Origin of the sequence: Bacillus sp. TH13 (assembly GCF_016651175.1) — a bacterium.
In the GTDB taxonomy this organism is placed as follows: domain Bacteria; phylum Bacillota; class Bacilli; order Bacillales; family Bacillaceae_G; genus Bacillus_A; species Bacillus_A thuringiensis_S.
Window position 1 is genome coordinate 2,591,278 of record NZ_JAEKEJ010000025.1, and the last position, 22,873, is coordinate 2,614,150.

The window sequence follows — 22,873 nt, forward strand, 5'->3', positions numbered from 1 at the left end:
ACCAAGTTGTTTTTGCACTTGGAGACATGTTCATTTCATATGTGTAAATGCAATTTTTTAATTCGATATTGTAAGTTTTGCCTACTTAATCCTAAAAATTTTGCAGCTTGTGAAATGTTGCCATGATTCTCTTTAAGAATTTGATTAATGTAGTTCTTTTCCATTTTTTCTATTGTGTGTTTTAAAGTTTTAGGTGCATCAGTATTGTGATTAGTTAGTGCATGCTGCATATTGAATTCTGTTTTTATTCGTTCACGAAAGCGAGTAGGCATATGAAATGCTGTAATGATGGTTTCATCTTCTATCAAGTTCATGGAACCTTCAATTATATGTTCCAACTCCCGTACGTTTCCAGGCCAATCGTATGCATAGAAAAATTCTCTTACATTTACATCTACATCGGTTACGTTGAGCCCAAATTGAGTATTATATTTTTCAATAAAGTGCTGAACAAGAGCTAGAATATCTTCTTTTCTTTCACGTAAAGGCGGAAGACATAAAGTAACGACGCTTAATCGGTAATATAAGTCTTCTCTTAATCGATTATGTGCGATGGCTTCGAAAGGATCTTCATTGATAGTTGCTATAATACGAACATCAATTTCTTTTTCGTGTGTGCCTCCGATTCTTCGTATTGTTTTTTCTTGTATAGCTCGTAGTAACTTCGCTTGAAGTGCTGGACTTAATGAGTTGATTTCATCTAATAACAAAGTTCCTCCGTTCGCTTCTTCAAATAAACCAGCTTTATCGATAGCTCCTGTAAATGCACCTCGGTTTGTACCGAATAATAAGCTTTCCATGAGTGTATCAGGTATAGCGGCACAGTTCTGTGAAATAAAGGGTTTTGTTGAACGCTGACTTTCATTATGGATGCTTTGTGCAAATAGTTCTTTCCCAGTGCCTGTTTCTCCTACTAGAAGTATGGAGGAAGATGTACGAATTACTCTTTTTCCTTCAGTAATGATTGATTGAATAGCTTCAGAATCACCAATTATGTGATCAAAGGTAAATTTAGTACTTTGTTTTCGAGAAGGGCCCATTCTTATTGTTTGCTTTAAGTTACTAATTTCTTTTGATATTTCAATAGCGCCTTTAATTTTTCCATTTTCTATTATAGGGAAAGTATCGTTAATCGTTGTAATTTCTTGTCCTTTATTGTTAAAATACGTTTGTTTTATATTTTTGTTTGTTTTTCCTAATTTTAATGCCTCTATAAGAGTACTATTTTTATTTTCTTCAAATGCAAATATTTCTAAAGGACTTTTATATAATACATCTGAGCGTTCCATTGATTCAATTTCCGTCATTTTGCGGTTATAGATAATCGTTTTACTTTCCTCATTAATAATATGAATACCGATATCGAGTTCATTGAGTAAAGTTTCATATAGCATGTTCATTTCAATGATCTGTTTAAAATTAATGTCTTCTGTACGCATAGATTATCTTCTCCTCATTTCACCCTATGAAGACTGACTTTTTATAATTTTATTAAAATTCTTATAAAATCGCAAAATTTTTTTGCTATTTTCCTTTTAAAACTTTTCAAATGATAGAAAAATTTTGCGGTTGTGCACGCTTTTTTGTGTAAAACTCTCATTTAATATATGAATTAGAGACTTGGTACGCATTTTGCATAAATAATATTTGAAATCTCTAGAGGGGAGAATATGAATTTTTACAGGATATACAACGTTTCGGTGTCAATTAATAAGAGGGAGGGATTTATAAAGTGAAGACAGTTATAGAAGGTGTGTATAGTCCTTGTTATGGAAAAGTAGAGAAGTTATTTGTTACGGAAAGTTCTTACGTATACGAGTGGGAGAAATTAGCGTTAATTGAAACGATAGATAAACAGAAAGTAGAAATTAAGATAGGAATCAGTGGTTATATTGAATCATTAGAAGTAGTAGAAGGACAAGCTATTGCTGATCAAAAGTTATTAATAACAGTAAGGGATGACCTTTTAGTAACAGGCAGTGATTAATGTAAGTGATGTGTATTTTTGCTCTTTTAAATCATTATTTTTACGGTGAAGAATTTTAAAAACGCTTACATTAAATGGATTGGCAAAGTGAAAAGGGGGGATTTATATGATGGATCAAAACCAAGGATTAAAAAGAGAATTGAAAAGCAGGCACATATTTATGATTGCACTTGGTGGAGTTATTGGTACAGGACTTTTTTTAGGATCAGGTTATACGATTCATGAAGCTGGACCTGGAGGAGCAATTGTAGCGTATCTTGTCGGTGGATTTGTAATGTATTTAACGATGCTCTGTCTTGGAGAGTTAGCGGTTGCGATGCCTGACGCAGGGTCTTATCAAACGTATGCGACAAAGCATATTTCTCCTGCAGCAGGTTATGTAGTGGGATGGATGTCGTGGTTAAACTGGTCTGCTACGATAGGTATTGAATTAATTGCAGTTAGTATTTTGATGAAACGTTGGTTTCCTGATGTACCGTCATGGATTTGGTGTGTAGTGTTCGCGGTACTGCTCTTTGCTATTAATGCGTTATCTTCAAGAAGTTTTGCGGAAGTGGAATTTTGGTTTGCAAGTATTAAAGTAATTACAATTATTGCATTTATTATTTTGGGCGGGGCAGCAATGTTTGGGTTTCTAGATATGAAAGGGAATGAACCAGCGCCAATGTTCTCTAGCTTTACTGATTATGGTGGATTGTTTCCAAATGGATTATCAGCCATTTTAATTACAATGATTGCAGTTAATTTTTCTTTCCAAGGAACAGAATTAGTTGGTATTGCAGCAGGTGAGAGTGAAAATCCAGAGAAAACGATCCCGAAGGCAATTAACAATACAGTTTGGCGTATACTTGTTTTCTTTGTACTATCTATTTTTATTCTTGCTGGACTATTCCCTTGGCAGCAAGCAGGAGTAATAGAAAGTCCATTCGTAGTTGTATTTGATAAAATTGGTATTCCTTATGCAGCAGATATTATAAATTTCGTTATTATTACAGCAGTACTATCCGTTGCGAATTCAGGATTATATGCAACTTCACGTATGCTATGGTCTATGTCTAATCAAGGAATGATTAGTCCAATTTTTGGAAAGTTATCTAAAAACGGTGTTCCTATTTATGCATTAATCGTAAGCACAATTGTAGGGTGTCTCTCACTACTATCAGGTATTTATGCGGAAGATACAGTTTATTTATGGCTGCTTTCTATCGCTGGGTTCGGAGCGATACTAGTTTGGGCATCTATTGCTTTATCAAATTTATTAGCTAGAAGGTCATATATGAAGCGGGGCGGGGATGTTAAGGACTTGAAATTTAAAACACCATTGTATCCATTTGTACCACTTCTTGCGTTAGTATTAAATTTAACAGTAATCGTTGGTATGGCCTTTATTCCAGAACAAAGAATGGCATTGTATTGTGGTATTCCATTTATGATGGTTTGTTTACTGTTTTATCGTGCTACAAGAAATAAGGGAAGTAATGTAGAGCATATTGAAAAGACAAATACAACGGAAGTAGAGAGTTTATAATAGTGATTAATTAGGAGACTGTAAAATTGTAAACAGTCTCTTTTTTTGTGAAAATAAAGCTGGAAACATACTATGTATGCAAAGGGGAATTAGCGATGAATCCAGAAGTTTCGCAGTTGTTAAAACAAATAGATTCAAGGAAAGAGGAATTGTTAGAACTTACAAAAACATTAATTCGTTTTGAAACACCAGCACCGCCAGCGAGAAATACAAATGAAGCACAAGAATTTATTGCAGAGTTTTTAAGAAAACGAAATTTTAGTATTGATAAATGGGATGTATATCCGAGTGATCCGAATGTTGTTGGGGTAAAAAAGGGATAAAAAGTGACTCATATAAAAGTCTTATTATTAATGGACATATGGATGTAGCCGAAGTGTCAGCAGATGAGGCATGGGAAACAAATCCATTTGATCCATTTATAAAAGATGGCTGGTTAGTTGGACGTGGCGCAGCAGATATGAAAGGTGGGCTGGCTGGAGCGCTATTTGCCATTCAACTTTTACAAGAAGCTGGTATTGAATTACCTGGAGATTTAACTTTTCAATCGGTAATTGGAGAAGAAGTTGGAGAAGCAGGTACACTTCAATGCTGCAAAAGGGGTTACGATGCTGATTTTGCAGTCGTAGTGGATACGAGCGATTTACATATGCAAGGACAAGGCGGTGTCATTACTGGATGGATTACAGTGAAAAGTCCGCAAACGTTTCATGATGCAACGCGCAGACAAATGATCCATGCTGGAGGACGTTTATTTGGAGCGAGTGCGATTGAAAAAATGATGAAAATTGTACAAAGCTTACAAGAATTAGAGCGCCACTGGGCAGTTATGAAAACATATGAAGGCTATCCATCTGGAACAACAACAATTAATCCAGCTGTTATTGAGGGAGGAAGGCATGCGGCGTTTATTGCGGATGAGTGCCGATTGTGGATAACAGTGCACTTCTATCCGAATGAAACACATGAACAAATAATAAACGAAATTGAAGAGTATATTGGAAAGGTGGCAGCTGCCGATCCATGGTTAAGTGAAAATCCGCCACAATTTAAGTGGGGCGGAGAATCAATGATTGTAGATCGTGGTGAAATTTTCCCTTCATTAGAAGTAGATAGTGAACATAAAGCTGTAAAAAAACTTAGCTCAGTACACGAGTCTATTCTATCAAAAAATGCAATCTTAGATATGTCTGCAACGGTAACTGATGGCGGTTGGTTTAGTGAGTTTCACATTCCAGCGATTATATATGGACCAGGTACATTAGAAGAAGCACATTCTGTAAATGAGAAAGTTGAAGTTGAACAGTTAATTGAATTTACAAAAGTGATAACAACATTTATATATGAATGGTGCCACACGAAAAAATAGATTTGTATAGTAAAATCGTACGAGTATGTATACTTGTACGATTTTTTAGTGAACTATTTCAGAGTTGAATATAAACAACTGAAATAGTTCTTTATTTTGCTAGGTCTTTCGTTTCATTTCAATTAATTTCTCTTTCGCTAATTCAACGGCAATCGCATCATCTAAATAGCCAATTGGAAAGAGATAGTCGGGAATAATATCTGTCGATAATATGAAATAAAGTAATGCGCTCCCAAGAACTGCACGTTCTTCTTTTGAAATGGCTTCATTACAAAATTGTTGATACATATCTGTTAATTGTTCAATAAAAGGACCAGCACTATCAATTTGCTCTAATTTGCTTGCAAAACTGTCATGAATACGTTTTTCGCCTTCTGTTGTCTGGGCATAGCGTTCGTAATTTTCAAGTTCTTGTTTTACGCGAGTTGTAGTGTAATCGAAATCGAATAAGTTAGAGGATTGTAAAGTTTGCTGAATGGTATCAAGAGATGTGTACATATCCGTTTTTTCTTTATTTATGTGAGGAGAATCAGGGTACATTTCATCAAATAACAATTGGGGTGGAACTTGAAGACATTCTGCAAATTTTTGTAGATGTTTTTGTTTTGGCGGTTGTTTGCCATTAATAATTCTTGAGACTGTTGCAGGATCAATATTTGTAAGTATTCCTAGTTGGCGCATAGATAGGGCGCGTTCTTTTAAAAGTTTTTTTATTAATTTACCAAGCCGATCATTCGGGTTTTCATTAGCCATAGTGTAGGCACTCCTTTTTTAGTGTTGAAAAAATGTTGAGCATTTATTACAAGTATATGAAACAGACAGGCACAGTTGCTCAACATTTTCATAATATGCATTGAAAAGTGAGAAAAAGGGGTGACTATTTATGGGTACGGCAGGCTTATTTTCAATTTTTTTAATCGGCATCGCTTCTAATTTAGATAATGCAGGTGTTGGAATTGCGTATGGCATTCGTAAAATTCGTATTTCGTGGTTTAACAATTTTATCATCGCATTCTTGGGGTTTTTATTTACTTTACTAGCTGGATTTTTTGGGAACTGGATTGCGTTATTTATTTCAGAGTTTACAGCAAACCTGATTGGAGCAATCGTTTTAGGGATAATTGGGGTGTTTATTTTATGTCAGCCTTTCTTGAGTCAAAAAAATACTGCAGGTTCTAAAGATGATAATGTACTTATGGGAATTTTACGTGATCCAGAAAAAGCAGATTTTGATGGCTCTAAAACAATTAGTTTTTCTGAAGCACTTGTTTTAGGAGTTGCATTATCTATTAATAATATTGCAGGTGGGTTTGATGCTGGGGTAACAAATTTAAATCTTTGGCTTACAGCGACTATTTCTGGGGTGTTTAGTTTTATTTGTATAAGCGGTTTTATGTATGTAGGAAAACGATATTTAGCAGCATACTTAGGGAAATGGGCGACGATTATTGCAGGAGTGTTATTAATACTTATTGGGATTGATCAGTTGTTGTAAAAATAGAAAAGCAATGTTCGAGCATTTCCTCGGAAATACTTGAATAAATTGCATATATCGACATCGGATATTTACTTCTTAATAAATAAAAAGCACCTACATACTACATAGGTGCTTTTTAGCGTATGTCTTCAATTAATTGCTCTGATTCTTCATGCATACTGTATTCACTTAACACTTGGATGCAAAGCCACTTTAATTCCTCAATCGTGTGCTCAAGTTCTTCAGGAAGCACATGATGAATGTCTTCAAGTCCCATCCCGAAATGAATAAGTTCAAGTACTTGATCATCGATGTTCCGATCCATTAATAATTCAAGTACTTCTAAATTGAATATGTATCGGTGAGCTTCGTCGAGTGAAACAACTTTTAACTTCAAGCTTTCTACAATACTCAATATAAAAAGAAGGATTGTTTTTTCAAGAACAGGTTGTTTTCCCATTTGAAATATTAGTTTCATCTTTCACACCTCCACATATAGCGCTAGGTTGTACTATATTATTCAGGAGGGGGGAACAAATATGCATGATATAGAGAAACTTTCAGCACTGTTTTTGTAAGAGGATTGATAACTGACAAAAGTGAGGTTTTGGTGAAATAAAAAATCCTGCTAGTATAGCAGGATAACTCGCGATTAAAAAATACTCCAGCCTTCTTGAGCAGACAGAAGTTCAAGAATTTTAAAACCAGCGATACTATTTCCGTTTGCATCTAAAGCTGGTCCGAAAATACCGATTCCCATTTCACCTTTTACGCAGCCGAAAATGCCACCGGCTACACCACTTTTTGCAGGGATACCCACACGGATTGCAAATTCACCAGATTCGTTATACATACCACATGTGACCATAAATGTTTTGCAAATTTGTGTAATATGTTTAGGGATGATCTGTTTCTTTTTATATGGATCATATCCATCCATTGCAAAAATTAAGCCGATACGTGCTAAATCGATGCAGTTTACTTCAACTGCGCATTGACGAGTGTATAAATCCATAAGTTCTTCGATGTCACAATCGATAATTCCGTTTTGTTTCATATAGTAACAAAGTGAACGATTTAAGTAAGCTGTCTCTAATTCTGAATTGGCAACTTTAGAAGAATAATTAATAGTAGGATTATCTGTTATTTCACGTACAAAATGAAGGATGCGCTCCATTTTTTCCTCGTTATCTTTTCCTGCTAACATGCTTGTAATAGCTAATGCTCCTGCATTAATCATTGGATTAAGGGGTTTGGACGGACTTGTCGTTTCTAACTTAATAATAGAATTAAATGGGTCACCCGTTGGTTCCATTCCAACTTTAGAAAATACATATTCTTCACCACGGTCTAAAAGGGCAAGGGCAAGTGTAATTACTTTGGAAATACTTTGAAGAGTAAATAGTGTTTGTGAGTTGCCTGCATGGATATATTCTGATTCTTTATGGAAAATGGCAATCCCTAAATCGTCTGGATTTGCATTTCCTAGTTCGGGGATATAAGTAGCAAGTTTTCCTTTTTTCGTATATGGTTTTACTTGTTCTAACAACTGTTGTAAGTTGTTTGTTTCAATGCACTGCATAGTACCAACGCTCCTATTTCGAATTAACTAAGTTTACTTTTCCCGATATGCTCGGAAATAAATAATAACATGAAAAAGTGGAATGATAAAACGAAAGTTACATGTTCTATAGTAGGTCGTTCGTTTCGAGTCCTCTGTATTAAAAAAGGAGAATTTTCCTTTTATATAACAGTTTGGAAATAGGAGATTTATCCATAAAAAATCCAAAAATAAAAACTACACATCTATACAACTATATGTTATTATGGTTATGTAAATAGAAAGCGTTTTCTAAGGCGTACTTATAATGATAACGATTTCATAAATTTGATAGGGGGAATTAAAATGTTGCAGTTTTTACAACGTATTGGTAAAGCGTTAATGCTTCCAATCGCCGTACTACCAGCAGCAGGATTATTGCTTCGTTTAGGGCAACCAGATGTATTTGATATTCCTGTTATGGCACAGGCCGGTGCAGCAGTTTTTGATAATTTAGCACTCATTTTTGCAATTGGTATTGCAATCGGTCTTTCAGTTGATGGTAGTGGTGCAGCAGGTCTTGCAGGTGCAATTGGTTATCTAGTTATGAAAAACAGTATTGATGCACTTAGTAAGGGATATTCTACTGTAGAATTACAAGATAAATTAGGCAAAGTCCAAGATTTAATAGGTAATAGCGCTAATGTTGATCCATCTAAGCTTGCAGATACAATGACACAAGTATCTAAGGCAGCCGAATTATCGACTAAAGTGGATATGAAAGTTTTAGGTGGTATTATTGTCGGTGTTATAGCGGGACTTCTTTATAATAAATTCCATAAGATTAAACTCCCAGAATGGTTAGGGTTCTTTGCTGGAAAACGTTTCGTCCCAATTGTTACATCGGTTGTGATGTTAATATTAGGAATTCTATTCGCACAAATTTGGCCAGCAATTCAAAATGCTATCGATGCATTAGCTCATGGAATTGTTAATTTAGGTGCAGTTGGTTCAGGTCTATTTGGTTTATTAAACCGTCTATTAATTCCAATCGGTTTACATCATGTAATGAACACATACTTCTGGTTCGTACTTGGTGACTTTACAAATGCAGCAGGTAATGTTGTAAATGGTGATATTGCTCGCTTCCTTGCTGGAGATAAAACAGCGGGTATGTTTATGACTGGTTTCTTCCCAGTTATGATGTTCGGTTTACCAGCAGCATGTTTCGCAATGATTGCGGCTGCTAAACCAGAAAAACGTAAAATGGTTACAGGTATGTTAGGTGGTCTAGCATTAACTTCATTCTTAACTGGTATTACAGAACCAATTGAATTCTCATTCATGTTCTTATCACCAGTATTATATGGTATTCATGCTGTATTAACAGGTCTGTCTCTATTCATTACAACAACTCTTGGTATTCACGATGGTTTCACATTTAGTGCCGGTGCAATCGATTACTTCTTAAACTTCGGTATTGCAACAAAACCATTACTACTAGCGGGAGTCGGTTTAATTTACGCAGTAATTTATTTCGTTGTATTCTACTTCTTAATTAAGAAGTTCGATTTAAAAACTCCTGGTCGTGAAGACGAAGAGGAGGTAGCTGAAGGTGAAGAAGCTCCAGTTGCAGGTTCAATTGGTGAAACTTACGTAGCAGCTTTAGGTGGAAAAGAAAACTTAACAGTTATTGATAACTGTGCAACACGTTTACGCTTACAAGTAAAAGATGCTGGTCAAGTAAATGAAGCAGCATTAAAACGTGCTGGTGCAAAAGGTGTTATGAAATTAAGTAATACAAGTGTACAAGTTATCGTAGGTACAAATGTTGAATCTGTTGCCGATGATATGAAAAAACACGTATAAATAATGAGATAAGAGGATTTCCAAAAAGATTGATAACATCAATTTTTTACAGGATATCCTCTTTTTTTGTTAATAATTTAAAGGGAATCTTACTTTTGTAAATTTTCTTTTTCTTTTTTGTACATATAGGTTGGTAATATGTGCAGTGCGTGATAAAGTAGGGATGATATAGAATGGATTATCCATAATCTACTAAAATAAATCTTTAGTAGAGGAATTAAATTATTGGTGAGTAAGGGGAAAAAAGCAATTATGGATCAGGAAAAAAATAATGCGAATGGGAAAGCACATCGGCCGATTGTATACATAAAAAGGACAATCATTCTCGTCTTACTATTATCACTTGTATATTTCATGTATACAAAAATTGTTGAGCATAATAAGAAAGAAGAAACTTTAAAAGCGGCAGCAGAAATGAAGAAACAAGAAGAGCTAAAAAAGAAAGAAGAAGAAAAAAAGAAGCAAGAAGAACAAAAACAAAAAGAGCAGGAAGAACAAGTGAAGCAAGCGCAAGTTGCGGAACAGCCTGCTGAAGGACCACCTCAAGAAATTAATGAAAACGCTCAATTGGACCAGTATTTACAAAACGCAGGATTTAGCGGGACAGCTGTTATTGTGAAGAACGGAAAAGTTCTTCTGAATAAAGGGTACGGTATGGCAAATAAAGAGCAGCAAGTACCGAATAATTCAGAGACGACTTTTTATATTGGTTCTATTTCAAAGGCGTTTGTAGCAACTGCTATTATGCAGTTGAAAGATCAAAAAAAATTACAAGTAGAAGATACTGTTGCGAAGTATATTCCAGATTTTCCACAAGGTAATAGTATTCAGCTAAAACATCTATTAACACATACATCAGGGATTCCCGAATATGAGCAGGGAAAAGAAGATATTTCTCATGAAGAACTGATAAAGCGAATAGGAAATCAAAAGCGCATTGGTGGTCCAGGAGAGAAGTGGAAGTATTCCGATTCGAACTACTCTATACTTGCATACATTGCCGAGAAGGTAAGTGGACAGCCGATCGAAGAATATATTAAACAACATATTTTTGCTACTGCGGGTATGAAACATTCTGGTTTTGGCACAGAGTTAGAACAAACAAGATTCCCATCAACGGGTTATAAAATAGTAAATAACAATATGACAACACCTAATATTCCGAGCATGTCACAACTATATGGTTGTGGTGATATATATACGAGTGCACATGATTTATATTTATTTAACGAAGCACTCTTCTCTGGAAAGTTAATTTCAAAAGAGAGCTATGATCAAATGTTTACAGGCGGAAAAAAAGATTACGGATTTGGATGGTACGTAGACCCAGGAAGTTATTCGAATCACGGTGTAATGCCAGGATGGAATTGCTTAAATGGATTTAGTAAAAACGGAAGTGTGTATGTCGTTTTATTATCTAACATCCAAAACAACATTAAATCGTTTGGTAAAGTGAATAACGACATTTATACAATGTTGCGGAATATTGAAGTGTAAGAAACTATCCTTTTGGATAGTTTTTTTTATGCCCTCAAACAAATATTTCTTTTAGAAAATGTATATCTTACCTATCACAAAAATATCTGTTTTGTATACATTAAGATGTATGGATGTAAAATTTTGTAATCTGAAAATAATAGGAGGAGAAGTGTATGTGTCTGTTCAGAAAATATTGGCATAAATTATCAAGATTGTTTAATAGACAATTAAGCTATTTTTTAGATGACAAATTATTGCCTGCTGTGGAACGACTTTTATTTTCACAAAACTTTGCAAGGTTTATTCAAAGAAACTCTAAGCAAGCTACGGAAGAATTTATTGAATCAAGCAGATTTCAATCTATTATTTGTAACATATTAAAAGAATGTAATACATCACCTTTTAAAGAAATTGCAGAGCAGTATTTGGGTAAAAACGTAGAAATTACGGTGACGGTTGGACAATTAACAGGAGTTATTGTAGCAGTTGGTGATGATTTCTTAACACTGCAAGAAGGGATAGGAACAGAAATTTTATTACCATTTACAAGCATTATATCAATTAAAGAAGCGTAAGGAAGGAGACTTATATATGTTATTTATTGAAGAATTGCGTAACCATGTTGGTGAGCTAGTGCAAGTTGTGACAGCGGTTGAAATTGTTGCAGGTATTCTGTTATCTGTGACAGATGGGGCAGTAAGTGTTCGTACTTCTCCTTCTTATGGACCACCGGAAGATGTAGTTGTGCGTACTCCTATTATTGCTTATGTTCGCTTGGAAGGGTAAGAGTGATACAAATATGAGAGTATCAGTTGTTATTCCAGCGCACAATGAAGCGAGTACTTTATCACAAGTTTTAGTAGAAGTGGAGAAGCTCGAACCTTATGAAATTATCGTAGTTGATAATGGATCGACAGATGGGACAAAAGAAATAGCGTTACAACATCATTGTCACATGATTTATTATAAACATTCTCTTGGCAATGATGTTGGACGGGCTATTGGAGCTAGAGAAGCAAAAGGTGAAATTGTCTTGTTTTTAGATGGTGATATTGTTATTGATAGTAAAGAGTTACAACGTTTCGTGAAAGGGATTCGACAAGGGCATCAAATTGTTGTGAATAATTTAACATGGTCGGTTTATTTAAAGATGAGACCACATTATACGACAGTTGGAAAGTTCATGTTGAATCGTTATTTGAATAAAAAGGAGCTTGTTGTTGGATCTTTAATCGCAATTCCACATGCGATGAACAGGGAAGTTATCGAGAAACTTGGGTGGTGGAATTTAGCAGATCCAGCACTATTTCAAGCGATGGCGATGTCTAGAGGAGTAGATATTGTTGATACGGCTTCGGTCGATGTAATTCACACAAATAAGGTTCGTCCTGTGCATATGGGAACATCACTTGGTTCTCCTTATCCGAAAGCGACTAGTCGTATTATGGGAGATCATTTACGTGCTTTGCAATATGTAATCGAAACATATGGTAAACGCGGCGGTTTTTCGGAGGGAAACAGGGATAGGGAGTTTATAGGGAACTATAAACCAGTTGTATTAAAGAAGGAAAAAGCGAAATATAGTGCGATTATACCAGTGTCAGAAGAAAACATGACGATAAGATCTGTTATACAAGAAGTGAAAAAAGCAGGGGTAGATGAAATTATTGTTGTCGCGAATGGAGCAGATATTGAGACTGTTAAACACGCAAAGCTAGAAAATGTTATTGTTGTTGAATTTACGAAGGCGCTTGGACATAATGTAGCACGAGCGATAGGTGCCATGCATGCTACGGCAGATATTTGTTTATTCGTTGATGGTGATTTTGTTATTCCAGCAAAAAAACTCACTCCATTTTTGCAAGCTGTTGAAGATGGAAGTGATGTGGTTTTAAATGATTTACAATGCTTATTAGATATGTTTCATCCTGCAGATCCAATTAGTATGGGGAAATATTTTGTGAATTTAGTAGCGAAAAGACCGGATTTATGGAATAACTCATTAACGGCAGTACCACATGCTATGCATAAAAGGGTAATAGAGAAAATAGGATATGACTCGCTTGTTATTCCGCCATTAGCCCAAATGCAAGCTATTTTGGAGGTTTTTTCTATTACAGCAGTAGAATTTGTAGATGTTATAAAAACCAATCGGGTACGCCCGGAGCAACATGGGTTTGTAAATGGACGTATTCCGGCATTTGACCGTATTTTCGGTGATCAACTTGAGGCGATTGCTTATCTATTACAATATACAGACGAACGTGGGAGTTTTACAGATGGAGATCGCGATAGAGACATTATTCAACAATTGAGAAAGGAAGAAAAGAATACAGATGAATGCTAGTAGTAAAGTAGCTATTATTGGATTAGGGTATGTTGGTCTTCCTTTAGCAGTCCATTTTGCAGAAAGAGGACATACCGTACTTGGATTAGATAAAGATACTAGAAAAATAGAATTGATTATAAAAGGAGAAAGTTATATTCCAGATGTTTCTTCTAAGGTGTTACAAAGTTTATTGACTAAAAATAAATTAATAGTAAATACACCAGATAAAGGTATTACTGATTTCCAAAATAGTGATTATGTTATTGTTACTGTTCCAACTCCAATTAATGAACGAAGAGAACCAGATTTAAGTGCCCTCATTTCAGCTTCGCATTATATACAACAAAACCTTCAAAAAGGACAAACCTTCATTTTCGAAAGCTCCACATATCCAGGTACGCTCGAGGAAGTTATTATTCCGATTGTTTCTCAAGGCGGCCAAAAGGTAGGCGAAGATTTCTATATTGGATATTCTCCTGAGAGGATTGATCCAGCAAATAGTCAATATTCCGTTCAGGACATTCCAAAGGTTATTAGTGGACAAACAGAAAAGTGTAAACAAAAAGTACAGGATTTATATAGTAGCATTTTTGACGTAGTTGTACCTGTTAGCTCTCCGAAAGTAGCAGAGATGTGTAAGCTATTTGAAAATATTCAGCGCTTAGTTAACATTTCTTTAGTAAATGAGTTAAACACACTATGTGAAAGTTTAGGGATTGATTTTTATGAGGTTATTGAAGCGGCATCTACAAAACCGTTTGGATTTACTCCGTATTGGCCAGGACCAGGGATAGGGGGGCACTGTATTCCCATAGATCCTTTATATTTTCAATGGAGAATAAAAAAGAATGGGGCAATTAGTCAATTAATTGAGGCGGCACATGTAATTAATGAAGAAATGCCAGAGAAAATAGTCCGGAAAGTAAAGGGCATGGTGCAATCGCCCGGACTAGTTTTAATTGTAGGAATCGCGTATAAGAAAGATGTAAATGATTTGAGGGAATCACCGGCTTTGCCAATTATTCAATTACTAATAAAAGAAGGATACAAGATAAAATACCATGATTCATATATTTCTTCTGCAGAAATTGGGGATAAGGTGTATCAATCCGTTGCCTTGGATGAACAAACAGTTAAAGAGGCAGGTTGTATTTTAATTTTAACTGATCACTCTAATATCGATTGGAAGCTTTTTAAAGGAATGAAGCGAGTAATAGATACACGTGGAATTATAAAGAAGGTGAGTGTATGAGTAAGAAATGTTTAATTACAGGTGGAGCAGGATTCATTGGATCGCATCTAGCCGAAGAATTGGTGAAAAGAGGAAATGAAGTCACGATTGTGGATAACTTCTATAAAGGAAAAAATAAATATCATGATGAGTTAATGAAAGAAATTCGGGTTATTCCAATAAGCGTTTTAGATAAAAATTCTATTTATGAATTAGTAAATCAACATGATGTAGTGTTTCATTTAGCAGCAATTTTAGGTGTGAAAACGACAATGGAAAAGAGTATAGAGCTTATTGAAACGAATTTTGATGGAACGAGAAACATTTTACAAACAGCATTAAAAGGAAAGAAGAAAGTAGTTTTTGCATCTACTTCAGAAGTATATGGTAAAGGCAAACCGCCTTTCTCAGAAGAAGGGGACCGATTGTACGGGGCAACTTCTAAAATACGTTGGAGTTATGCAGTGTGTAAAACGTTAGAAGAAACATTATGTTTAGGCTACGCATTAGAAGGTTTACCGGTAACGATTGTTCGTTATTTTAATATTTATGGTCCAAGAGCGAAAGATGGTCCGTATGCAGGGGTAATCCCACGATTTATCAGTGCAGCCCTGCAAGGAGAAGACATTCTCGTATATGGAGATGGAAAGCAGACACGTTGCTTTACGTATGTAAGTGATGCGGTAGAGGCAACGATTCGAGCAATGGATGAGAAGGTAAATGGTGAGATTATTAATATAGGTTCCGAGAACGAAAAGAGTATAAAAGAAGTAGCAGAAACAATTAAAAAACTAACGAAATCTTCTTCAAAAATTATACAAGTTCCTTTTGAGGAAGTATATCCACATGGCTTTGAAGAAATTCCAAATAGAAGGCCGAACGTAACGAAGTTAAGAGAACTTGTTCAATTTCAAGCGACAGTAACGTGGGAACAAGGATTGAAAGAAACTATTAAGTGGTTTCGTGAAGAAAACAATGGCTAAGTCGCTATCAGTTATTATTCCTGCAAGTAATGAAGCGGATACGATTTCAGACGTTATTCAATCGGTAAAACCGTTAAATCCAGTAGAGATTATTGTAATAGCAAATGGTTGTAATGATGGTACAGAAGAGGTTGCTAATCGGTTAGGATGTAAAGTAATCAGGCATACAGAACTATTAGGAAACGATGTTGGACGTACAGTTGGCGCAAAACATGCGATAGGTGATGTATTACTATTTATAGATGGGGACTTTGCTATTCCAACTTCAAAATTACAATTGTTTCTTAATCCGATTTTACATGATCAAACTGACATCGTTTTAAATAATTTGGACGCATTATTTTTAAAGAAACAAAAACCGCACTCCGTGACAGTATGGCGCCAAATATTAAATGCAATGTTAGAGCGTGAAGAGTTAAAAATTGATTCTTTATTATCTGTACCTCATGCGTTGACGAAAGAAGTCGTCCAGAGTATTGGATATGAATGTTTAGTTAATCCTATTGTAGCTCATTTACGTATAGCACAAAGTAAATGGAGAATTAGCCGTCATTGTGCTATTGATGTTATTACGCCGAATAAATTTCGACCGATTGAACATGCTGCATATGGCACGAGCCTTTCTCAATCTGAAAGACGAATGATAGGTGATCATATAGAAGCTGTTGCGGAACGGATAGTAAGCAGTGATACACGCGGGGGATATTATGATGGAAATAGGAAAAGGAATAGTGTCTATCATACTTTAAATTTCGAAGATTTTTATCAAGGATGGGGCGTTACATCCAATTTGTATAAAGGAAAGCAACTATCGGTTGTTATTCCTGTACAAGATGAAGAGAAAACAATTGGAAACGTTATAGAAGAGCTTCGTAAAATTGAACCTTTTGAAATCATCGTCGTCGTAAATGGTTCGTCAGATAAAACAGCAACGATTGCAAAAGACAAGGGCGCAACGACAATTGTATATAAAGAAGCCCTTGGAAACGATGTAGGGCGTTCACTTGGAACTTATTTTGCAAAAGGAGAAATTGTGTTATTTATAGATGGTGATTTTGTTATTCCAGCTAGGGAGCTATATCCTTTTGCAAAAGCTATTGCAGATGGAAAGGACGTCGCATTAAATGATTTAAATCATTATTTAGATTTAAGAGTACCACTTCATCTTGTAACTGCATTTAAGTATGCACTAAATTTAGCTTGTGATAGAAAGGATTTAGGGGTAGGATCACTTATTGCGGTACCTAATGCATTTAGCCACAAGTGTTTGAAAGCAATTGGATATAAATCTTTATTGTCACCTTGTGTAGCACAAGTGAAGGCTCTTCTTTCTGGATTTGAAATTGCGTGTGTATATCGTGTTGAGGTTGATAAGATGAACCGTATTCGTCCCAGTGAACATTTTGCAAAAATAGGTCATCCTCTAGCTGTACTTCGAATTATAGGTGATCATATAGAGGGACTAGAACAAATAATTGCATTAACAGACAATCGTGGCGGATTCTATGACGGCAATAGAAAAAGAGATGTTTTATAGAAGTAACAAAAAAGTGTACAACATGTGTACACTTTTTTATTCTGTTATAAAAACTATAACAGATTAGGAGATAAGAGTATTACAGCTCTACAATGGGTATTGTTCTTATATTACAAAATAGGACTCGTATATAAGGATACCAAAAAAATACAATTAAGGAAAGGGTTAATTCTAAAGACTTTTAAATGAAGTTACCACTATATATATAGTGGTTTGCTCAACTTTTCACAAACATGTCACAACTATTTCGTTCACTTTCTTAAAAAAGTAGTATTCTAAGTGTGTAAGCTGTTATATAAAAAATCTTAGTCCTGTACTAATCAAAAATGGAGGAGATTAGGATGACTCAAGTATTAGAAAATGTTAAAAACGCATGGGAAAACTTTAAAGGTGAAAAATGGAAAGCAGAGATTGATGTTCGCGATTTCATTTTAAATAATGTAAACGTTTTCGAAGGAGACGAATCTTTCTTAGCAGAAGCAACTGAAGCAACGAAACAACTTTGGGATCAAGTAATGGATTTAACAACAAAAGAACGTGAAAACGGTGGCGTTCTTGATATGGATACAAAAATTGTTTCTTCTATTACATCACATGACCCAGGATACTTAAATAAAGATATTGAAAAGGTAGTCGGTTTCCAAACTGATAAACCATTTAAACGTTCTTTACAACCATATGGTGGTATTCGTATGGCGGAGCAAGCTTGTGAATCTTATGGATACGAAATGGACAAAGAACTTAGTCGTATTTTTAGAGATTGGAGAAAAACTCATAACCAAGGTGTATTCGATGCTTATACACCAGAAATGAGAAATGCACGTAAATCAGGCGTTATTACTGGTCTTCCAGATGCATACGGTCGTGGACGTATTATCGGTGACTATCGACGCGTAGCATTATATGGTATTGATCATTTAATTGAAGCGAAAAAAGCTGATTTAAATTTAACTGGCGGTGTAATGAGCGAAGAGACAATGCGTTTACGCGAAGAATTATCTGAGCAAATGCGTGCACTTCAAGAACTAAAACAAATGGCTGCTTCTCATGGTTTCGATATTTCTAAACCAGCAACAAATGCACAAGAAGCATTCCAATGGTTATACTTCGCATATCTTGCGGCGATTAAAGAGCAAAACGGAGCTGCAATGAGTCTTGGACGTACTTCTACATTCTTAGATATTTACATTGAAAGAGATTTAGCAAATGGTACTTTAACAGAAGAAGAAGTACAAGAAATTGTAGATCACTTCATTATGAAATTACGTCTTGTGAAATTCGCAAGAACACCTGATTATAATGAATTATTCTCTGGTGACCCAACTTGGGTAACTGAATCTATCGGTGGTATTGCATTAGATGGTCGTCCATTAGTAACAAAGAACTCGTTCCGTTTCTTGCATACATTAGATAATTTAGGACCAGCTCCAGAACCGAATTTAACAATTCTTTGGTCTAAACAATTACCAGAGAACTTTAAAAACTACTGTGCGAAAATGTCCATTAAAACATCAGCAATTCAATATGAAAATGATGACATTATGCGTGCTGATTACGGCGATGATTACGGAATTGCTTGTTGTGTATCTGCAATGAGAATCGGTAAGCAAATGCAGTTCTTCGGAGCTCGTGCAAACTTAGCGAAAGCATTATTATATGCGATTAACGGTGGTAAAGATGAAAAATCAAAAGCACAAGTTGGTCCTGAGTACGCACCAATTACTTCCGAAGTATTAAATTACGAAGAAGTTATGCATAAGTTTGATATGACAATGGAATGGTTAGCAGGTCTATATTTAAACACACTAAATGTTATCCATTACATGCATGATAAATATAGCTATGAACGTATTGAAATGGCACTTCATGATACAAATGTTCTTCGTACAATGGCAACAGGTATCGCGGGTCTATCTGTAGTAGCAGACTCATTAAGTGCAATTAAATACGCACAAGTAAAACCAATCCGTGATGAAAATGGTATTGCAGTGGACTTCGAAATTGAAGGAGACTTCCCTAAATACGGTAACAATGATGATCGTGTAGATGAGATCGCTGTAAATCTCGTGAAAACATTTATGAATAAACTTCGTAAACATAAAACATATCGTAATTCCGTTCATACAATGTCAATTTTAACTATTACATCTAACGTTGTATACGGTAAGAAAACTGGTAACACTCCAGATGGACGCCGTACTGGAGAACCATTTGCACCAGGTGCAAATCCAATGCACGGACGTGATACAAAAGGTGCATTAGCTTCATTATTATCTGTAGCTAAATTACCATATGAAGATGCACAAGATGGTATTTCTAATACATTCTCTATTATTCCAAAAGCACTTGGTAAAGAAGATGATGTACAAGTACGTAACTTAGTATCTATGCTTGATGGCTATGCAGTAAAAGAAGGCCATCACTTAAATATTAACGTATTTAATCGTGAAACATTAATGGATGCAATGGAACATCCTGAGAAATATCCACAATTAACAATTCGCGTATCTGGTTACGCTGTAAACTTTATTAAATTAACTCGTGAACAACAAATTGATGTAATTAACCGTACAATGCATGAAAGCATGTAAATGAAAAAAGTGTCCCTTCGCTCTTAATATATAGCGAAGGGAGGCTGTTTCAATAAAGGAGGAAGTAACATGGTAAAAGGAAGAATACATTCTGTAGAGTCTTGTGGTACTGTTGATGGCCCAGGGATTCGTTATGTCATATTTACACAAGGGTGTTTATTACGTTGTCAATATTGTCATAATGCTGATACGTGGGAAATCGGTAAAGGTAAAGAAATAACAGTTGAAGAAGTGATGCAGGATGTGACATGTTACCTTCCATTTATTGAAGCCTCCGGAGGCGGTATAACAGTTAGCGGTGGAGAGCCATTATTACAGCTAGACTTTTTAATTGAGTTGTTTAAAAAGTGTAAAGAGGCTGGTATCCATACAACAATCGACTCTTCTGGTGGTTGTTATTCTGAGGAACCAGAATTCCAAAGTAAGCTAGATATTTTAATGGATTATACAGATTTAGTTTTATTGGATTTGAAACATATCGATTCTAAAAAGCATCGTAAATTAACAGGAAAACCAAATGAACATATTTTACAATTCGCTCGTTATTTATCGAATAAGAATAAACCGATTTGGGTACGACACGTATTAGTTCCTGGTGTTACGGATAATGAAGAGGATCTACAAAAACTATCTAGCTTTATTCAAAGTCTGTCTAATGTTCAAAAAGTTGAAGTGTTACCATATCACAAGCTTGGTGTATATAAATGGGAGGCGCTTGGACATAAGTATCCACTCGCAAATGTAGAACCACCTACTGAGAAAAATGTAGAACATGCTAAACATATTTTACAAGCGGTCTAATCCAAATATTGGATTAGGCTTTTTGCTTTCTTTACAATAAAATCTAGAGCATATATTGATAAAAGAGTATACTGAAAGTAGAATATCCATAATTTTGTACGGAATAAGTGGAGAAATTTACATAATTGTAAAGGGAAATCAAAATAGTAAAAAGAATTAAGAAGTAAAAGAGTGAGTATCATGGAATAGAGAACATTTGTAAGTTATTGCGAAAGCTCTTATAGGAAAGTATAATGTAAAGATATGAGCACAGATAGGATTAAGGGGTCAATCTTATATGCTTTGCATATCCACGACAGGTACATAGCTGAAAAGGGAATTATTAGAATCTGTTTATGTAATTTTTAAGGAAAATGTTTTTCCTATTGTCGTATATGCAATATGGAGAAACAAAAAGCTAGGAGTGGATTTGTTTGATAAAAAACCCCAAGGTTTTAATATTAACTGCACATTACGGTAATGGTCATGTGCAAGTAGCAAAAACATTAGAACAAACATTTCGCCAAAAAGGAATTGAAGATGTTATTGTATGCGACTTGTTTGGAGAATCACATCCATTTATAACTGACATTACAAAATATCTATATTTAAAAAGTTATACAATAGGAAAAGAATTATATCGTTTGTTTTATTACGGGGTAGAAAAAATTTATGATAAGAAAATAGCATCTTGGTATGCGAACTTTGGAAGAAAACGTTTGAAAACACTGTTACAGGTGGAGAAACCAGATATTGTAATTAATACATTTCCAATTATCGCTGTACCAGAATTGAAGAAACAAACAGGGATTTCAATTCCTGTCTATAACGTATTAACGGATTTTTGCGTGCACAAAATATGGATTCATCGAGAAGTAGATCGTTATTTTGTTGCAACGGATCACGTGAAAGAATTGATGGTTGATATCGGTGTACCTGCGGAACAAATTGTTGAAACAGGAATTCCAATTCGGAGTAGTTTTGAGTTAAAGGTAAATCCAGACATCATATATAATAAATATCAGTTATGTAAGAATAAAAAGATTTTACTAATTGTAGCAGGTGCTCATGGGGTATTAGGAAATGTAAAAGAACTATGCCAATCATTTATGTCAGTGCCTAATTTACAAGTAGTTGTCGTTTGTGGAAAAAATGAAGCTTTAAAACAGGATTTATTAAGTTTACAGAATCAAAATTCCGATGCATTAAAAGTGTTTGGGTATGTTGAAAATATTGATGAATTATTCCGAGTTACTTCGTGTATGATTACGAAGCCAGGCGGAATAACATTAAGTGAAGCAGCAGCGTTGCAAGTACCTGTCATTTTATATAAACCTGTTCCAGGACAAGAAAATGAAAATGCGATGTACTTTGAAAAAAAAGGAGCAGCAGTTGTCATTCGCGATGATAGTGAGGTTTTTGCAAAAACAGAGGCATTATTACAAGATGATGTGAAGCTTCTTCAAATGAAAGAAGCAATGAAAAGCATCTATCTTCCAGAGCCAGCTGGTCATATTGTAGATGCAATTTTGGCAGAAAACCATGCAGAACCGCGTCATATACCTATTAAATCACCTGCTCTTGCACAATCTTTTACTTAATATGAAACCCTCTTTGTATTGTAAAGAGGGTTCTTTATTATTTTCAAAGAAAATTTAGCTAGTTATCCACAAAAGGATTACGCTTTCATTAAACAGTAAAGTCGGAATATTAACAACTATATCCACATTGTCCACAATTTTTAGAAAAATATCCACAATTAAAACAGCTGATATATACTTTAATATAGAAAAACATTAAATGTTTTTGAAAATTACTAACAATTTCGTTGGTTTTGTGGATAAAGTTGTCCACAGCAAAAAAGACCATTATGTATAAGGGTCCTTTTTGCTTACTTCTATCAGTCGAGAAAATTATGTAATGAAAATGAATAATTAGGGGGAACTTCTAATTATTCATTTTCACTTTAAATGCTTTTCGAGCGATATCCTGCTGCACGATCTGCTTTTTGAAATTCTCGTTGATAGAGAACTTCTTGTGTACTAGATAATGTATTTTTTGCTTTATCACGTTTCTTTTTATCCATTACAAATCACCTCGTGTCTTAAAGTTACTATTTATCGTTTCCAAAGACATGAGGGGATATACGCATATGGAAAATGTTAATGATTGA

General features: G+C 35.0%; 20 protein-coding genes and 2 pseudogenes. 17 read left to right on the forward strand and 5 right to left on the reverse strand.

What is annotated here, in order from left to right; translation table 11 throughout:
* Positions 1–35 precede the first annotated feature (35 nt).
* Positions 36–1,439: a sigma-54 interaction domain-containing protein gene (locus tag JFU02_RS21840; protein ID WP_001258424.1), complete on the reverse strand. Its 1,404-nt coding sequence runs from the start codon at positions 1,437–1,439 to the stop codon at positions 36–38.
* A gap of 293 nt (positions 1,440–1,732) precedes the next feature.
* On the opposite strand from JFU02_RS21840, the gene JFU02_RS21845 reads away from it, so the two are divergent.
* From JFU02_RS21845 to JFU02_RS21855, 3 genes and pseudogenes are all read left to right on the forward strand, one after another.
* Complete coding sequence (locus tag JFU02_RS21845; RefSeq protein ID WP_000859489.1) at positions 1,733–1,987, forward strand: biotin/lipoyl attachment domain-containing protein; 255 nt, start codon at positions 1,733–1,735, stop codon at positions 1,985–1,987.
* A gap of 106 nt (positions 1,988–2,093) precedes the next feature.
* The gene (locus tag JFU02_RS21850; RefSeq protein WP_000969254.1) at positions 2,094–3,515 is read left to right on the forward strand and encodes an amino acid permease; all 1,422 of its coding nucleotides are present in this window, start codon (positions 2,094–2,096) and stop codon (positions 3,513–3,515) included.
* A 95-nt stretch (positions 3,516–3,610) separates the two neighbouring features.
* A pseudogene (locus JFU02_RS21855) lies at positions 3,611–4,884 on the forward strand (acetylornithine deacetylase).
* A 99-nt stretch (positions 4,885–4,983) separates the two neighbouring features.
* Here the strand turns inward: JFU02_RS21855 and JFU02_RS21860 are convergent.
* A complete protein-coding gene (locus JFU02_RS21860; RefSeq protein WP_001262770.1) occupies positions 4,984–5,637 on the reverse strand; it encodes a DUF1232 domain-containing protein in 654 nt (217 codons plus the stop codon).
* Between the two features lie 130 nt (positions 5,638–5,767).
* On the opposite strand from JFU02_RS21860, the gene ytaF reads away from it, so the two are divergent.
* Positions 5,768–6,379, forward strand: a complete 612-nt coding sequence (gene ytaF, locus JFU02_RS21865) for a sporulation membrane protein YtaF (protein ID WP_000536225.1) — start codon at positions 5,768–5,770, stop codon at positions 6,377–6,379.
* Positions 6,380–6,497: 118 nt separating this feature from the next.
* Here ytaF and JFU02_RS21870 read toward each other — a convergent pair whose 3' ends face one another.
* Positions 6,498–6,839, reverse strand: a complete 342-nt coding sequence (locus JFU02_RS21870; protein ID WP_000766603.1) for a DUF3969 family protein — start codon at positions 6,837–6,839, stop codon at positions 6,498–6,500.
* 174 nt (positions 6,840–7,013) lie between these two features.
* Entirely contained in the window at positions 7,014–7,943 is a 930-nt protein-coding gene (glsA, locus tag JFU02_RS21875) for a glutaminase A (protein ID WP_001149845.1), read from the reverse strand.
* A 69-nt stretch (positions 7,944–8,012) separates the two neighbouring features.
* On the opposite strand from glsA, the gene JFU02_RS32635 reads away from it, so the two are divergent.
* The 13 genes and pseudogenes from JFU02_RS32635 (at position 8,013) to JFU02_RS21935 (ending at position 22,301) form a co-directional block, all read left to right on the forward strand.
* Positions 8,013–8,126, forward strand: coding sequence for a transcriptional regulator (locus tag JFU02_RS32635; protein WP_080546769.1), 114 nt, complete (start codon positions 8,013–8,015; stop codon positions 8,124–8,126).
* A gap of 141 nt (positions 8,127–8,267) precedes the next feature.
* On the forward strand, positions 8,268–9,770 hold the full coding sequence (nagE, locus tag JFU02_RS21880; protein WP_000938907.1) for an N-acetylglucosamine-specific PTS transporter subunit IIBC: 1,503 nt from the start codon (positions 8,268–8,270) through the stop codon (positions 9,768–9,770).
* A 252-nt stretch (positions 9,771–10,022) separates the two neighbouring features.
* Positions 10,023–11,267, forward strand: a complete 1,245-nt coding sequence (locus JFU02_RS21885; protein WP_061666216.1) for a serine hydrolase domain-containing protein — start codon at positions 10,023–10,025, stop codon at positions 11,265–11,267.
* A gap of 155 nt (positions 11,268–11,422) precedes the next feature.
* The gene (locus tag JFU02_RS21890; protein ID WP_000335541.1) at positions 11,423–11,824 is read left to right on the forward strand and encodes an LSm family protein; all 402 of its coding nucleotides are present in this window, start codon (positions 11,423–11,425) and stop codon (positions 11,822–11,824) included.
* 16 nt (positions 11,825–11,840) lie between these two features.
* Positions 11,841–12,035: a hypothetical protein gene (locus JFU02_RS21895; protein ID WP_000897297.1), complete on the forward strand. Its 195-nt coding sequence runs from the start codon at positions 11,841–11,843 to the stop codon at positions 12,033–12,035.
* Between the two features lie 13 nt (positions 12,036–12,048).
* A complete protein-coding gene (locus tag JFU02_RS21900; protein WP_097888443.1) occupies positions 12,049–13,596 on the forward strand; it encodes a glycosyltransferase family 2 protein in 1,548 nt (515 codons plus the stop codon).
* The gene (locus JFU02_RS21905; protein WP_086406825.1) at positions 13,586–14,830 is read left to right on the forward strand and encodes a nucleotide sugar dehydrogenase; all 1,245 of its coding nucleotides are present in this window, start codon (positions 13,586–13,588) and stop codon (positions 14,828–14,830) included. Before JFU02_RS21900 ends, JFU02_RS21905 begins: the two co-directional genes overlap by 11 nt.
* Complete coding sequence (locus tag JFU02_RS21910) at positions 14,827–15,792, forward strand: NAD-dependent epimerase/dehydratase family protein (RefSeq protein WP_086406824.1); 966 nt, start codon at positions 14,827–14,829, stop codon at positions 15,790–15,792. Before JFU02_RS21905 ends, JFU02_RS21910 begins: the two co-directional genes overlap by 4 nt.
* Positions 15,785–17,329, forward strand: coding sequence for a glycosyltransferase family 2 protein (locus tag JFU02_RS21915; protein ID WP_142308537.1), 1,545 nt, complete (start codon positions 15,785–15,787; stop codon positions 17,327–17,329). Before JFU02_RS21910 ends, JFU02_RS21915 begins: the two co-directional genes overlap by 8 nt.
* Positions 17,298–17,518: pseudogene (locus JFU02_RS21920) on the forward strand (hypothetical protein). Before JFU02_RS21915 ends, JFU02_RS21920 begins: the two are co-directional and overlap by 32 nt.
* Before the next feature lie 152 nt (positions 17,519–17,670).
* Entirely contained in the window at positions 17,671–19,920 is a 2,250-nt protein-coding gene (pflB, locus tag JFU02_RS21925; protein WP_097888441.1) for a formate C-acetyltransferase, read from the forward strand.
* A gap of 69 nt (positions 19,921–19,989) precedes the next feature.
* Entirely contained in the window at positions 19,990–20,721 is a 732-nt protein-coding gene (gene pflA, locus JFU02_RS21930; RefSeq protein WP_000238469.1) for a pyruvate formate-lyase-activating protein, read from the forward strand.
* 413 nt (positions 20,722–21,134) lie between these two features.
* The gene (locus JFU02_RS21935; RefSeq protein WP_000594686.1) at positions 21,135–22,301 is read left to right on the forward strand and encodes a diglucosyl diacylglycerol synthase; all 1,167 of its coding nucleotides are present in this window, start codon (positions 21,135–21,137) and stop codon (positions 22,299–22,301) included.
* A gap of 365 nt (positions 22,302–22,666) precedes the next feature.
* Here the strand turns inward: JFU02_RS21935 and JFU02_RS21940 are convergent, their stop codons facing one another.
* On the reverse strand, positions 22,667–22,786 hold the full coding sequence (locus tag JFU02_RS21940) for a YfhE family protein (RefSeq protein ID WP_000358482.1): 120 nt from the start codon (positions 22,784–22,786) through the stop codon (positions 22,667–22,669).
* Positions 22,787–22,873 lie beyond the last annotated feature (87 nt).